The sequence below is a fragment of the Bradyrhizobium sp. CAR08 genome (genome assembly GCF_052871955.1).
Map to the genome: position 1 here is coordinate 269,067 of NZ_JBIXJX010000010.1, position 13,140 is coordinate 282,206.

Here is a 13,140-nt window from a genome sequence, read left to right on the forward strand (position 1 = left end):
CCAGCCATGAGCGATCCGATCCTCTCGGTTCACAATCTCGTCGGCGGCTACGGCAAGATGACGATCCTGAACGGCACCACCTTCGCCGTGCCGCAGGCCACCATCACCACCATCATCGGCCCGAACGGCGCCGGCAAGTCCACCGTGTTCAAGGCGATCTTCGGCCTGCTCAAGCTGCGTGAGGGCAAGATCAACTTCGCCGGCCGCGACGTCACCCATTTGAGCCAGCGCGCGCTGCTCAATGCCGGCATCTGCTACGTGCCGCAGGGCCGCAACATCTTTCCCGAGCTGTCGGTGCGCCACAATATCGAGCTCGGCGGCGTTTCGGCGGGCAAGGGCATCGACCTGCAGAGCCGGATCGAGGCCGCGCTCGACCTGTTCCCGGCGCTGCGGCGGAAATCGACGCAGCAGGCCTCCACGCTATCCGGCGGCGAGCAGAAACAGCTCGAAATCGCCCGCTCGCTGCTGCTCGAACCGAAGCTCGTTCTGATCGACGAGCCCTCAATCGGCCTGTCGCCACTGATGGTGCAGCAGACTTTCGACATCCTGAAGAGCTTGCGCGACCGCGGTGTCACCATTCTGATGATCGAGCAGAACGCCCGCTCGGCGCTGGAGATTTCCGACATCGGGATCGTGCTCGAGCTCGGCCAGACCCGCATGGTCGACAAGGCGGAGCGCATTTTGAATGATCCCCGCATCGGACAATTGTTCCTCGGCGGCGCGATGGAGGACAATGCAGCATGACCAAACGCTCGATCGCAACGGTCTCACTCTCCGGCGCTCTCGACGAAAAGCTCCGCGCCATCGCATCCGCCGGATTCGACGCGGTCGAGATTTTCGAGAACGATCTGCTGTCGTTCGGCGCAGGTCCGCGCGACATCGCAAAGCTCTGCGGGGACCTCAATCTCGAGATCTGTGCGTTTCAGCCGTTCCGCGATTTCGAAGGCATGCCGGAGCCGCAGCGTTCGCGAAACTTTGCCCGCGCCGAACGCAAGTTCGACCTGATGCAGGAGCTCGGCACCGATCTGCTGCTGATCTGCTCCAACGTGTCGCCGGCCGCGCTCGGCGGCATCGACCGCGCCGCGGATGATTTTCGCGAGCTTGGCGAGCGCGCGGCCAAACGGTCTTTGCGCGTCGGCTACGAGGCATTGGCCTGGGGACGCCACGTCAACGATTACCGCGATGCCTGGGAGATCGTGCGGCGCGCCGATCACCCCGCGATCGGTGTCATCCTCGACAGCTTTCACGCACTGGCCCCCGGCTTTCCGGTCCGCGCGATGCCCTCGATCCCCGGCGACAAGATCTTCCTGGTCCAGCTTGCAGATGCGCCGAAGCTCGAGCTCGACATCTTGTCGTGGAGCCGGCACTTCCGCTCCTTCCCCGGCCAGGGCGACCTGCCGGTCGGCGAGTTCATGGCGGCGATCGCGGCGACCGGCTATGCCGGGCCGCTGTCGCTGGAGATCTTCAACGACCAATTCCGTGCCGGCTCGGCCGTGCAGACCGCGGTCGACGGCCTGCGTTCGCTGATCCTGCTGGAGGACCAGCTTGCACCGGATTGGCCAAAGCTCATCGGCGAACCCTTGGCGCCCAAGCCCAAAAGTCGCGGCACGGGATTCATCGAGTTTGCCGTCAACGAGACCAAGGCCGGCGAACTCGCCCGCCTGCTCGCGCAGCTCGGTTTCCGCAAGACCGGCAAGCATCGCAGCAAGGCGGTGGAGCGCTGGTCGCAAGGCAAGGTCGAGCTCGTCGTCAACTCCGAGACCGACGGCTTTGCGCATTCGCACTACGTGACGCATGGCCCCGGCGTCTGCGCCATCGCGCTCGATATCGACAATGCCGGCCTCGTTATGCAGCGCGCCGAAACACTGAAAGCGCGCACCTTCTATCAGCCGGTCGGGCCGGGCGAGCTCGAGATTCCCGCGATCCACGGCGTCGGCGGCAGCCTGCTTTACTTCCTGGACCAGGCCGGCAAGAACTGGGACACGGATTTCGAACAGGTACCGAGCGACGCTCGCGCGGACGCCCTGCTGGCCGTCGATCACATCGCGCAGTCGATGCCCTATGACGAGATGCTGTCGTGGCTGCTGTTCTACACCGGCATCCTCGACCTCAAGCGGCTGCCGCAGATGGAGATCGCCGATCCCAGGGGCCTCGTGCAAAGCCAGGCCGTCATCAACGGCGACCAGAGCCTGCGCTTCGTGCTCAACGGCTCATCCGCCAACCGCACGCTGCCGGCCCGCTTCATCTCGGAGTTTTTCGGCTCGGGCGTGCAGCACGTCGCATTTACGTGCCGGGATATCTTTGCGGCAGTCGCGGAGATGCGCAAGCGCGGCGCGGATTTCCTGGATATCCCGGATAATTACTACGACGACGTCGAAGCCAAATACGACCTCGCACCCGAGCTGATGAGGCAGCTGCGCGCCAACCACATTCTCTACGACCGCGAGGGCGACGGAGAGTTTTTCCAGGTCTACACCCACATCTTCGACGAGCGGTTTTTCTTCGAGATCGTGGAGCGGCGGGATTATCAGGGCTTCGGCGCGGCCAATGCCGGGATCAGGCTTGCCGCGCAAGCGCGCGAGGTGCGGCCCGCGAGCATGCCGCGCGTGTAGCTTACTTTCCCTCTCTCCTTGTGGGAGAGGGTGGCTTGCCGCAAAGCGGCGAGACGGGTGAGGGGTTCTCTCCGCGAGACCTTACTTTTGAATACGCGGAAACAAACCCCTCATCCGGCGCTTCGCGCCACCTTCTCCCACAAGGGGAGAAGGGGTATCGTGCTTGTGGCTACTTCATCGCGCATTTGTCGTGGAAGCGATCCTGGTCGTTCTCGACGATGGTCGCGACCGTCTTCAGCGAGAGCTGGCCTTCGCCGTCCTTGACCACGTCCTGGAGGTAGAAGTTCTGCACCGGGATGTGGTTCTTGCCGTACTTGAACGGGCCGCGCAGCGACTTGAAGTTGGCCTTCTCCATCTCGGCCTTCATCGCGTCCTTCTTGCTGGTGTCGCCCTTCACCGCGACCACGGCGCTGTTGATGAGCTGGGCCGCGTCGTAGGCTTGCGCGCCGTAATAGGTCGGACGCAGCCCGGGGTACTTCTTGCGATAGTCGGCGACGAAGCGCTTGTTCTGCTCGTTGGGCAGATCATTCACCCATTCCTGCGCACCGGGCACCCCGAGCGCGTTCTCCTTTTGCAGCGGCAGCGACAGCTCGTCGACGGTGAAAGCCGTGTAGAGCGGCATCGTGCTCTTCAGCCCGGCCTGCGCATATTGGTTGAGGAACTGCACGCCGGCTGCACCGGGATAGAACACGAAGATCGACTCGGCACCCGAGGCCCGCGCCTTGGAGAGCTCGGCGGAGAAGTCGAGCTGGCTCGGCCAGACCGTGTATTCCTCGCCCTTGACCTCGCCCTTGAACGTGCTCTTCACGCCCGCCAGCATGTCCTTGCCGGCGGCGTAGTTCGGGCCGATCAGGAACACGCTCTTGACGCCCTTCTGGTTCATGTAGAGGCCCATGGCGGCCGGCGTCTGGTCGTTCTGCCAGGAGGTCGAGAACACGTAAGGCGAGCAGAGCTCGCCCGCGAGCTGCGACGGACCGGCATTGGCCGAGATCAGGAAGGTCTGCGAGTCCACGGCGGTCTTGAGCGAGGCCAGCAGCACGTTCGACCAGATGTAGCCGACGATGAAGTCGACCTTGTCGGACTGCACCAGCTTCTCGGTCTTCTGCTTGCCGACGTCGGGCTTCTGCCCGTCGTCCTCGTAAATCACCTCGACCGGCTTGCCGTCCATCTTGCGGCCGATGTGATCCAGCGCGAGCTCGAACGAATTGCGCATGTCGTTGCCGATCACGGCGGTCGGGCCGCTGAAGGTCGAAACGAAGCCGATCTTGATGGTGTCGCCGGCGGATGCCGGGCCTGCCAGCACCAGCGCCGCTGCGCCCGCCAGCCAGAATGCCGTCCTCATAACCACTCCCCTCCATATTATTATGCCCGGAAGCAGGGTGATTGCCGCCCCGGGGTCATCTCTATTGAACGCAAAATCTGTCGCGCCGCCAATGGTTCAGCGCCCGCCCTGCACCATATTTCGCCCCGAACGGCGATAGCAAGAAATATAATTCTACTTACTTCGGCTAAGGCTGCGGCGCTTTCTCGCGGGCGCGATACATCCGGCCTATGCCTCGATTGACGACGGCTATTGGACCGCGGCGCCCAATCAGCGTTTAGATGAGGATAGAGCCGCGAGATTCGGAGGGGCGCATCATGACCACGACACCGCACCGCGTCGTCATCGTCGGAGCCGGTTTCGGCGGGCTGGAGGCGACCCACCGGCTCGCCGGCAGCCCGGTCGAGATCACGCTGATCGACCGCCGCAACCATCATTTGTTCCAGCCGCTGCTCTATCAGGTCGCCACCGCCTCGCTCGCCACCAGCGAGATCGCCTGGCCGGTCCGGCACCTGATGCGCGACCGGCGCGATGTGACGACGCTGTTTGCGACGGTCAGCGGCGTCGATGCCGACAGGCGCTGCGTGCTGATCGACGACGGCAGCGAGGTGCCTTACGACACGCTGGTGCTCGCCACCGGCGCGCGTCACGCCTATTTCGGCCACGACGAATGGGAGCAATGGGCGCCGGGTCTTAAAACACTGGAGGACGCGACCACGCTGCGCCGTCATATCCTGGTGGCGTTCGAGCGCGCCGAGCGTGAGACCGATCCGGCCAAACGCGCGGCACGATTGACTTTCGTCATCGTCGGCGCCGGCCCCACCGGCGTCGAACTCGCCGGCACCATCGCCGAGATGGCGCACCACACCTTGCCAGCCGACTTCCGCAACATCGACACCAACAAGGCGCGCGTGGTGCTGATCGAGGCGGGTCCGCGGGTGCTGGCAGGCTTTCCAGATGATCTCTCGGCCTATGCCCAGGCCTCGCTGGAGAAGATCGGCGTCGAGGTCGTGCTCGGCCAAGCCGTCACTGAGATCAACCGCGAGGGCGTGGTGTTCGGCGGCAAGCTGCTCGAAGCCAAGACACGAATCTGGGCCGCCGGCGTGCGCGCCTCGCCCGCGGCGGAATGGCTGGGCGCACCGGCCGATCGCGCCGGGCGCGTCCAAGTGGAGGCCGATCTTACGATCCCCGGTCATCCCGAGATCTTTGCAATTGGCGACACCGTTTTGATCAACGCCTGGGACGGCAAGCCTGTGCCCGGCATCGCGCCGGCCGCCAAGCAGCAGGGCCGTCACGTGGCCGAGACCATCAAGGCCCGGCTGCGCCAGGAGCCGACAGGCGCGTTCCGCTACAAGCACTCCGGCAGCCTCGCGCAGATTGGCAAGCGGCTGGCGGTGATCGACTTCGGCCGCATCAAGCTGCGCGGCACCATCGCGTGGTGGATCTGGGGCATCGCCCATATCTACTTCCTGATCGGCTTGCGCCACCGCCTCAGCGTCGCCCTGAGCTGGCTCTGGATCTACGCCCGCGACCAGCGCGCCGCGCGGCTGATCACGCAGGGATCGAGCAAGGTGGTGTAGGGCTTCTTCTCCCTCTCCCCGTTCTTACGTGGAGAGGGTTGGGGTGAGGGGCCTCTCCGCGAACGAGATATTGGTGAGACCTGTACCCCCTCACCCGGATCGCAAGAGCGATCCGACCTCTCCCCGCGAGCGGGGAGAGGTTAAGTGAGGCGCGATCGCCGCCCCTACTTCACCAGCTCGCACCCACCTTCCGTGAGCGGTCGAAACGCCTGCTCCGCAGAGATCGTCGAGACCAGCTTGTAATAGTCGTAGGGATATTTCGACTCCTCCGGCTTCTTCACCTCGAACAGATACATCGGATGCACGACGCGGCCGTCCTGGCGGATCGTGGTGTCGCCGAACAGCTTGTCCTTGCCCTTGAACTTTTTCATCTCGGGCACGGCGTCCTTGGCATTGTCGCTGCCCGTGACGGCAACCGCGTTGAGATAAGCGAGCGTGGAGGCATAGACCCCGGCCTGGTTGCCGCTCGGCATCTTGCCGTTCATGCCGGGCCGCGCCGCGAAGCGCTTGGCGAAGGCGCGGGTGTCGTCGTTCATGTCCCAGTAGAAGGCCTCCATGAGCTGGAGCCCTTGCGCGACCTTGATGCCCATGCCGTGGACGTCGTTGATGAAGAGCAGGAAGGCGACGAGCTTTTGTCCGCCCTGCTGTATCCCGAACTCGGCCGCCTGCTTCACCGCGTTGATGGTGTCGCCGCCGGCATTGGCGAGCCCGATCACTTGGGCCTTCGAGCCCTGCGCCTGCAACAGGAAGGACGCGAAGTCGGACGTGCCGAGCGGATGCTTGGAGGAGCCCAACACCTTGCCGCCATGCGCCTCGATGTATTTCTGGGCTTCCGCCTCGATGCCCTTGCCGAGTGCGTAGTCAACCGTGAGGAAATACCAGTCCTTGCCGCCGCGCGACATCATCGCGGCCGCCGTGGTGTTGCCGGTCGCCCAGGCGTCGTTGACCCATTGGATGGTGTTGGGCGAGCAGGCCTTGCCGGTGAGATCGGAGCTCGCGGTGGACGACGCGAGGAACGTCATGCGGCTATCGCGCAGCAGCGTGTTGATGGAGAGGCCAACGGCCGAGTTCGGCACGTCGACGATGGCGTCGACGCCCTCGACATCGAGCCATTTGCGCGCGATTGCATTGCCGACGTCGGCCTTGTTCTGGTGATCGGCATAGACGATCTCGACCTTGATGCCCTTGCCGCCGCCGTTGAAATCCTCAGCGGCCATGCGCGCGGCCTCGACCGAGCCCATGCCGTTGGTGTCCTGGAAAATGCCGGAGATGTCGTTGAGCACGCCGACGCGCACGACATTGTCCGAGATCTCGGCATTTGCCGCGCCGCCAATCAGGCTCGCGGCCAGCGCAAGCGTCCACTTCAAGTTCTTCATTGTTCCCTCCCCTGTCGTATTTGTTGTTTGCGATGACGACAGCCTCAGGCTGGCGTGATGCTCACAGGCAGGCTGTCGAGCCCGCGCAGCGTGTTGTTGAAGCGGCGCTGCGGCTCGCCCATGATCTCGATCTTTGCGATCCGGCGGGCCAGCGCCGCGAGCATTGTCTCGCCTTCGAGCCGCGCGACCAGCTGGCCGACGCACATGTGAATACCTGAGCCATAGCCAACATGGCCGGACGTGCGGCGGGTGATGTCGTAGCTGTCGGGCTTGTCCCAGCGCCGCGGATCGCGATTGGCAGCCGCCAGGAACATCAACACCTTCTCGCCCTCACCGATGGTCGCGCCTGACAGTTCGACTTCGCGCGTGGTCGTGCGGAAGAAGGTCTGCACCGGGCTTTCAAAACGAACGGCCTCCTCGAAAGCGTTGCGCGCCAGCGTAAAATCGTTGCGCAGGCGCTGCCACTGCTCAGGGAAGCGCGCGAGACAGTAGACCGCTGCACCGATGCCGTTGACGGTGGTGTCGAGGCCCGCTGACAGAAGCGAACGCACCAACAGCGGCGCTTCGGTCGCGGTGATGGCACCCTCGCCGACATGGGCGTGGATGCAGGCGCCGATGCCGCCGGGCGTGAGGCTGTCCCGCTGGCACTGCTCGGTGACGTAGGCCTGGTGAGGCGCCGAGCGCGCGATCGCCTCGTTGCGCAACTGGTTCGGCGGGCCGAAGGCGTTGAACACCAGGCTCGCATAGGGAATGAGATTCTCGCGTCCCTCAGGCTTAAGCCCGAGCGCATCTGGGAAGATCGACAGCGGATAGGCCTCGGCAAGGTCCGTGATGGCATCGAAGTTGCGTTTCTCCAGCAGCGCGTCCACACGCTCTTCCGCTGCCGCGGCAAAGCGGTCGCGCAGCCCCTTGATCACCGTCGGCGACAGCACCTTTGAGAGCACGGCGCGGGTGCGGGTGTGCTCGGGAGGATCGGCCTCAAGGATCAGGCTGGGCGGCCGCCACGGCGTCTCCTTCGCGAAATCGGCGAGGCCGACGCCGCGGCTGGAGCAGAACGTTGCGGGATCGTTCAGCACGGCATGAACTTCGGCATAGCGCGCCACGCCATAGACGTTCCACTTGTCGAGATAGACGACAGGTCCCGCCTCCCGCAGCAGCTCATGCGTGGGATAGGGATCGGCGAAAAAATCCATCGCGAACGGATCGACGTCGAGATGCGGGACGGCCGACGAACCGTTAATTTCCTGGGAGCTGGAAGTGCTCATGGAAGTCCTCCCTCATTTTGATCTTGTGAAAGGGCCGCGCTTACCTTTAGGTCTCCAGACACGCCGCGAGACAGAATCCCAACATGCCGCCGCCTTCGACCAGAGCCCGCCAGAAACCTGCGCCCGCCGAGACGGGACCGACGCTCGATCTCGACCGCTACGTCCCCGCGTTCATCACCTTCATCGCCAACAAGCTCTCGAACAGCGCCACCGCGTTCTATCAGCGAGAGTTCGGCGTCAACGTCACGGAATGGCGGATCATGTCGCTGCTCGCGATCGAGCCCGGCATTCCCGCCTCGCGCATCTGCCACGTCATCGGTTTCGACAAGGGCCCGGTGAGTCGGACGCTGGCCGGCCTGGAAAAGCGGGGGTTGATCTCGATCCGTACCGATCCCAATGACGGGCGCACCCATTCGATCTCGCTGACGGCGAAGGGCCGCGCCATCCATGACAAGGTGATCGTCGCTGCATTCGAGCGCGAACGGCGCCTGTTGTCCTGCCTGGACAAGGACGAGCGCGAGGTGCTGATCGACCTGTTGCGCCGCCTGCATGAAAATCTCGGCGCGGTGACCGGCAGCACCGAGACCTGACGGGCCACACAGCGGGCGCTGAGCCCTGTCATTTCCAGGCATGCGCCAACATTCGCCGGCGGCACCCTCTCTGCCGAGCATAGCTTCCTCCGATCCGACGCGGCGGTTCCTCCCGCCGTCATCCGTGTCTGGAACGGTTCGCATAAATTAGTTGCTTGGGCAACAAAAGAATCGTGCAGCATAATGCGGCAAGGCGGCTGGCGTAGTTGGGTTTGCCGAGCTCTCTTGTCCCGGACGCGCTGCAGCGTGAAACGCTGCTGCGCAGAGCCGGGATCCATAGATGCCAATCACGAAGAATGGCCCCGGCTCTGCAGCGCATCACTGCGTGCTGCGCTGCGTCCGGGGCACAGGCCCAAGCGCTACACCCCGATCCACTCGCCCGGCGCATCGTCATCCAACCGCGCCACCGCATCGGCACGGCGCGTCAGCACCGCGCGCTGGTTGATGTAGCCCTTGTCGGTGATCTCGCCGCCGTCGACCGACGGCGGCTCGGCGAGCAGCAGGGCACGCGTGGCATGGCCGGAGGAGTTGGCGCCGTGTTGCTTCAGTTTCGCCAGCCCCCGCGCGATCGCGGCTCTGATCTTCTCATGCGCGAGCACGTCGTTCACGCCTGCGGTCTCGGGCAGGCCGGCATGCGCGCGGCACGCAGCGATGTTCGGAAATACCAGGAAGCGCACCTCGTCGCCGCCATGGCCGGTGACGACGATGTCCTGCGCGAGCGGCGCCAGCGCGGCGATGCCGGCGAGGCGCAGTGTGCCGACACTGACCCAGGTGCCGGAATTGAGCTTGAAATCCTCCGCGACGCGGCCGTCAAAGAATAGGCCGCGTTCGGGCCGGTTCGCGTCGGCGAACTTCACGGCATCACCGATGAGATAAAAGCCCTCGTCGTCAAAAGCCTGCCTGGTCAGCTCCGGCGCCTTCCAATAGCCCGGCGTGACGTTGGGGCCGCGCACGCGCACCTCCAGCTTGTCGCCGGAGGTAACGAGCTTCAGTTCGGTGCCGGGAATGGGCACGCCGATATTGCCCGAGCGCTCCGCGAGGAAATGGCAGTCGGTGGCCAGCGGCGACGTCTCGGTCGAGCCCCAGGCCGAGACCATCGGCATCGCGCGGCCAACAGTCTTGACGGAGAGTTCTTCCAGCGCATCCCAGAGATTCTGCGGCAGCGCCGCACCGGCGTAGAACGCGAATTTCACCTCGCTGAAGAAGCGGCGACACAGCTCCTCGTCGCCGCGCAGCGCCGCGATCAACATGTCGAAGCCGCGCGGCACGTTGAAATAGACGGTCGGCATCACGCTTCTGAGATTGGCGAGCGACATCGCAAACAGACCGGGCGCCGGCTTGCCGCCGTCGATATAGAGCGAGCCGCCATTGCGCAGCACGAGATTGAAATTGTGGTTCGCGCCAAACGTGTGGCTCCAGGGCAGCCAGTCGAGAATGACCAGATCGTCGCGCGCCTGTTCGAGAAAAGTCCAGGTCTGCGCCTTGGCCTGCTGGCTGGACGTCAGCATGCGCTGGGTGTTGATCACGGCTTTCGGCGTGCCGGTCGAGCCCGAACTGAACAGGAGTTTTGCGATCGTATCGGGCGTCACCGCGGCGAAGGCCTTTGCGACGTCGGGGCTCTCGGGCGTTGCCGCGATAGTGCGAAAGGTCAGCGCATCGGCATCGTCGGCATTGCCGCTGATAATCTGCGCGCTATGCAGCGGCTTGATCGCGGCCAGCGCCGCCGCAAACGGCCTCGTCGCTGAGACATAGATCGCGGCGGGCTCAAGCAACGCGATCATGCTCTTGAGCTTGTCGAAGTCCTTTGACATCAGGGAATAGGCCGGCGAGATCGCCGCCGAGGGCACGCCGACATGCTGCGCCGCCAGTGCCAGCAGCGCATGATCGATGCTGTTGTCGGAGAGGATCGCGAGCGGGCGCTCCGCGCCGAGACCGTGCGCCAGAATCCAGGACGCCGCCGCGCGCACCTGGCGCAGCGCCTGCGCATAGGTAACGGTGCTCCATGGCGCTTCGGCACTGCTGCGCTCGGCGAGGAAAATCGCGTCGGGCCTCTGCCGCGCCCATTGCTCCAGCCAGTCGCCGACGCAGCGCGCGCCATCGCGCAGAGGCTCGGGCGAGCGCAGCACGATGCTGCCGTCGGCGCGATGCTCGGCAACGGTTCTGGGTGTCGCAAACAGGCTCGAAGCATCACCGCGTGGGGCGGCTGTCATGGTTTCCTCCTCGCCCGGAAGCCGGGACCGGTCGCAGCCTCGTCGCGGACCGCGTTGGCTAGCATGTTGGCCACGACAATTGTTGGGGCGCAAGCTGGGGCCAGGTGGGACGGCCCGCCGCCGTTCAAAGGGCTGGTCGCCGCGCATCCGCGGCATGGATTGCCGGCTGCACCTGATCTAGCTGCCTATTATTTGCGCAAATGCTCGTAACAGGGCGCTGACACGAAGGTCCGCCGGAGCTCGAAATATCCCACAAGCCACTGATCTCTCGGTAATATCCGCAGCACTTGTCCTGCCCGGATTCTGTACACAATGGCACATCGCTTGCTTCGATCGGGGTGAAGAGACGTAGCCGGAGATTTGTCGCCATGAAGGCTGAAATGGGGGCTGAGCAGCCTGAAACGGTCGCCGCGATCGTGGCCGCGCATCGCGCGGGCACGCTCACGCCGGCGCAGACGGTCGCGCGCACCTATCAGCGCATCCGCGACCACAACGACCCCGCCGTCTTCATCAGCCTGCGCGACGAAAAGGACGCGATCACGGAGGCCGAGAAGCTCGCCACCAAGGACGCCGCCAGCCTGCCGCTCTATGGCGTGCCGGTCGTGGTGAAGGACAATATCGACGCGCTGGGATTTCCGACCACCGCGGCGTGCCCGGCCTTCTCGTATACCCCGACACATGATTCGACCGCGGTGCAGCGGCTGCGCGCCGCCGGCGCGATCATCATCGGCAAGACCAATCTCGACCAGTTCGCGACCGGCCTTGTCGGCGTGCGCTCGCCCCACGGCATCCCCAGAAACGCGATCCGCGAGGACCTCATTCCCGGCGGCTCGAGCTCGGGATCGGCCACCGCCGTCGGCGCCGGGCTGGTGCCACTGTCGCTCGGCACCGACACCGCCGGCTCAGGCCGCGTGCCGGCGATGCTCAACAACATCGTCGGTCTCAAGCCGAGCCTCGGCATGATTTCGACCGCTGGCCTGGTGCCGGCCTGCCGGACGCTCGACTGCATCTCGGTATTCGCTTTGACGGTCGACGACGCCGCGCTGGCGCTCTCCGTGATGGCAGGTCCCGATCAGGCAGATCCGTTCTCGCGCGACCGGCCGCTTGGCGCGATCACCCCGCTCCCGGCAAACCTGCGCCTGGGCGTGCCACGCAGCGGACAGCTGATCTTCTTCGGCGACAAGAAGGCGGAAGCGGCTTACGCCGAGGCGCTGAAGCGCTGGACCGCGCTTGGGGCAACGCTCGTCGAATTCGACCTCGAGCCGTTCTATGAGACGGCCCGACTGCTCTACGAGGGACCGTGGGTGGCCGAGCGCTATCTCGTGATCCGCGACCTGCTCGCCTCGGCACCGGAGGCGATCCATCCCGTGACGCGCGAGATCACCGCGGCCGGTGCGCGGTTGACGGCGACGGACACCTTCTCCGCGCTCTATCGTCTGCAGGGCCTGCGCAAGATCGCCGAACGCACCTTCACCAATATCGACGCGCTGGTGCTGCCGACGGCGCCGACGGCCTATACGACCGCGCAGGTGCGGGCCAATCCGGTCGAGCTCAACAGCCGGCTCGGCACCTATACCAATTTTGTCAATCTGCTCGATCTCTGTGGTCTCGCGCTGCCGGCGGCGATGCGCGCCGACGGCATCCCGTTCGGCATCACAATTCTTGCACCCACCGGGCACGATGCGCTGCTCGCCAGCATCGGCCGCGTGTTCCATGCCGATACCAAACTGACGCTTGGCGCAAAGGGCGTCGTGCAAGCCTCGCTGGCGCCGCTTGCCGCAAGCGGCGTCGACGAGATTCCCATCGCCGTGGTCGGCGCGCATCTGTCCGGCATGGCGCTGAACGGCGAACTGAAAGCGCTGAACGGCCAGCTGATCGAGGCAACCAGGACCGCGGCGGACTACAAGCTCTACGCATTGAAGACCACGCCGCCAAAGCCGGGCATGCTGCGCGTCGAGGCCGGCAAGGGCGCGTCGATCGAGCTGGAAATCTGGTCGCTGTCGTCGTCCGCCTTCGGCAAGTTCGTCAACGCGATTCCCGCGCCGATGGCGATCGGCACGGTGCGGCTGGCTGATGGCCGCAGCGTGAAGGGATTTCTCGTCGAGCCCGAGGTGCTGGGCGAGGCTCGCGACATCACCGCGTATGGCGGCTGGCGGAAGTATATGGCGGAAGCTACGACAGCGTAG

General features: G+C 64.8%; 9 protein-coding genes. 5 read left to right on the top strand and 4 right to left on the bottom strand.

Translation table 11 applies throughout. The features are described from left to right. The first annotated feature begins 6 nt into the window (after nt 1–6). Together ACIPUD_RS22500 and ACIPUD_RS22505 are read left to right on the top strand one after the other, a co-directional pair. Nucleotides 7–744: an ABC transporter ATP-binding protein gene (locus ACIPUD_RS22500; RefSeq protein WP_085349659.1), complete on the top strand. Its 738-nt coding sequence runs from the start codon at nt 7–9 to the stop codon at nt 742–744. Continuing rightward, nucleotides 741–2,612, top strand: a complete 1,872-nt coding sequence (locus ACIPUD_RS22505; protein ID WP_018456027.1) for a bifunctional sugar phosphate isomerase/epimerase/4-hydroxyphenylpyruvate dioxygenase family protein — start codon at nt 741–743, stop codon at nt 2,610–2,612. The genes ACIPUD_RS22500 and ACIPUD_RS22505 overlap by 4 nt, the downstream gene beginning before the upstream one ends. Nucleotides 2,613–2,781: 169 nt before the next feature. On the opposite strand, the gene ACIPUD_RS22510 is transcribed toward ACIPUD_RS22505, so the two are convergent. Continuing rightward, the gene (locus tag ACIPUD_RS22510; RefSeq protein ID WP_018456026.1) at nt 2,782–3,954 is read right to left on the bottom strand and encodes an ABC transporter substrate-binding protein; all 1,173 of its coding nucleotides are present in this window, start codon (nt 3,952–3,954) and stop codon (nt 2,782–2,784) included. Between the two features lie 296 nt (nt 3,955–4,250). On the opposite strand from ACIPUD_RS22510, the gene ACIPUD_RS22515 reads away from it, so the two are divergent. Next, nucleotides 4,251–5,513, top strand: coding sequence for an NAD(P)/FAD-dependent oxidoreductase (locus ACIPUD_RS22515; RefSeq protein WP_446481557.1), 1,263 nt, complete (start codon nt 4,251–4,253; stop codon nt 5,511–5,513). 164 nt (nt 5,514–5,677) lie between these two features. On the opposite strand, the gene ACIPUD_RS22520 is transcribed toward ACIPUD_RS22515, so the two are convergent. Both ACIPUD_RS22520 and ACIPUD_RS22525 read right to left on the bottom strand, forming a co-directional pair. Then, the gene (locus ACIPUD_RS22520; RefSeq protein WP_085349656.1) at nt 5,678–6,889 is read right to left on the bottom strand and encodes an ABC transporter substrate-binding protein; all 1,212 of its coding nucleotides are present in this window, start codon (nt 6,887–6,889) and stop codon (nt 5,678–5,680) included. Nucleotides 6,890–6,933: 44 nt separating this feature from the next. Continuing rightward, a complete protein-coding gene (locus tag ACIPUD_RS22525; protein ID WP_446481558.1) occupies nt 6,934–8,154 on the bottom strand; it encodes a cytochrome P450 in 1,221 nt (406 codons plus the stop codon). Between the two features lie 83 nt (nt 8,155–8,237). Here ACIPUD_RS22525 and ACIPUD_RS22530 point away from each other — a divergent pair, with 83 nt between their 5' ends. Further along, nucleotides 8,238–8,744 carry a MarR family winged helix-turn-helix transcriptional regulator gene (locus ACIPUD_RS22530; protein WP_018456022.1) on the top strand — a complete coding sequence of 169 codons (507 nt, stop codon included), beginning with the start codon at nt 8,238–8,240 and terminating at the stop codon, nt 8,742–8,744. A gap of 359 nt (nt 8,745–9,103) precedes the next feature. Here the strand turns inward: ACIPUD_RS22530 and ACIPUD_RS22535 are convergent, their stop codons facing one another. Next, entirely contained in the window at nt 9,104–10,954 is a 1,851-nt protein-coding gene (locus tag ACIPUD_RS22535) for a feruloyl-CoA synthase (RefSeq protein ID WP_446481559.1), read from the bottom strand. A gap of 380 nt (nt 10,955–11,334) precedes the next feature. Here ACIPUD_RS22535 and atzF point away from each other — a divergent pair, with 380 nt between their 5' ends. Next, on the top strand, nt 11,335–13,140 hold the full coding sequence (gene atzF / locus ACIPUD_RS22540) for an allophanate hydrolase (protein ID WP_085349654.1): 1,806 nt from the start codon (nt 11,335–11,337) through the stop codon (nt 13,138–13,140).

Bases quoted from the DNA above. Each gene is read 5' to 3' on its own strand.
- ACIPUD_RS22500 (WP_085349659.1), top strand. From the start codon at position 7: ATGAGCGATCCGATCCTCTCGGTTCACAATCTCGTCGGCGGCTACGGC.
- ACIPUD_RS22505 (WP_018456027.1), top strand. From the start codon at position 741: ATGACCAAACGCTCGATCGCAACGGTCTCACTCTCCGGCGCTCTCGAC.
- ACIPUD_RS22510 (WP_018456026.1), bottom strand. From the start codon at position 3,954: ATGAGGACGGCATTCTGGCTGGCGGGCGCAGCGGCGCTGGTGCTGGCA.
- ACIPUD_RS22515 (WP_446481557.1), top strand. From the start codon at position 4,251: ATGACCACGACACCGCACCGCGTCGTCATCGTCGGAGCCGGTTTCGGC.
- ACIPUD_RS22520 (WP_085349656.1), bottom strand. From the start codon at position 6,889: ATGAAGAACTTGAAGTGGACGCTTGCGCTGGCCGCGAGCCTGATTGGC.
- ACIPUD_RS22525 (WP_446481558.1), bottom strand. From the start codon at position 8,154: ATGAGCACTTCCAGCTCCCAGGAAATTAACGGTTCGTCGGCCGTCCCG.
- ACIPUD_RS22530 (WP_018456022.1), top strand. From the start codon at position 8,238: ATGCCGCCGCCTTCGACCAGAGCCCGCCAGAAACCTGCGCCCGCCGAG.
- ACIPUD_RS22535 (WP_446481559.1), bottom strand. From the start codon at position 10,954: ATGACAGCCGCCCCACGCGGTGATGCTTCGAGCCTGTTTGCGACACCC.
- atzF (WP_085349654.1), top strand. From the start codon at position 11,335: ATGGGGGCTGAGCAGCCTGAAACGGTCGCCGCGATCGTGGCCGCGCAT.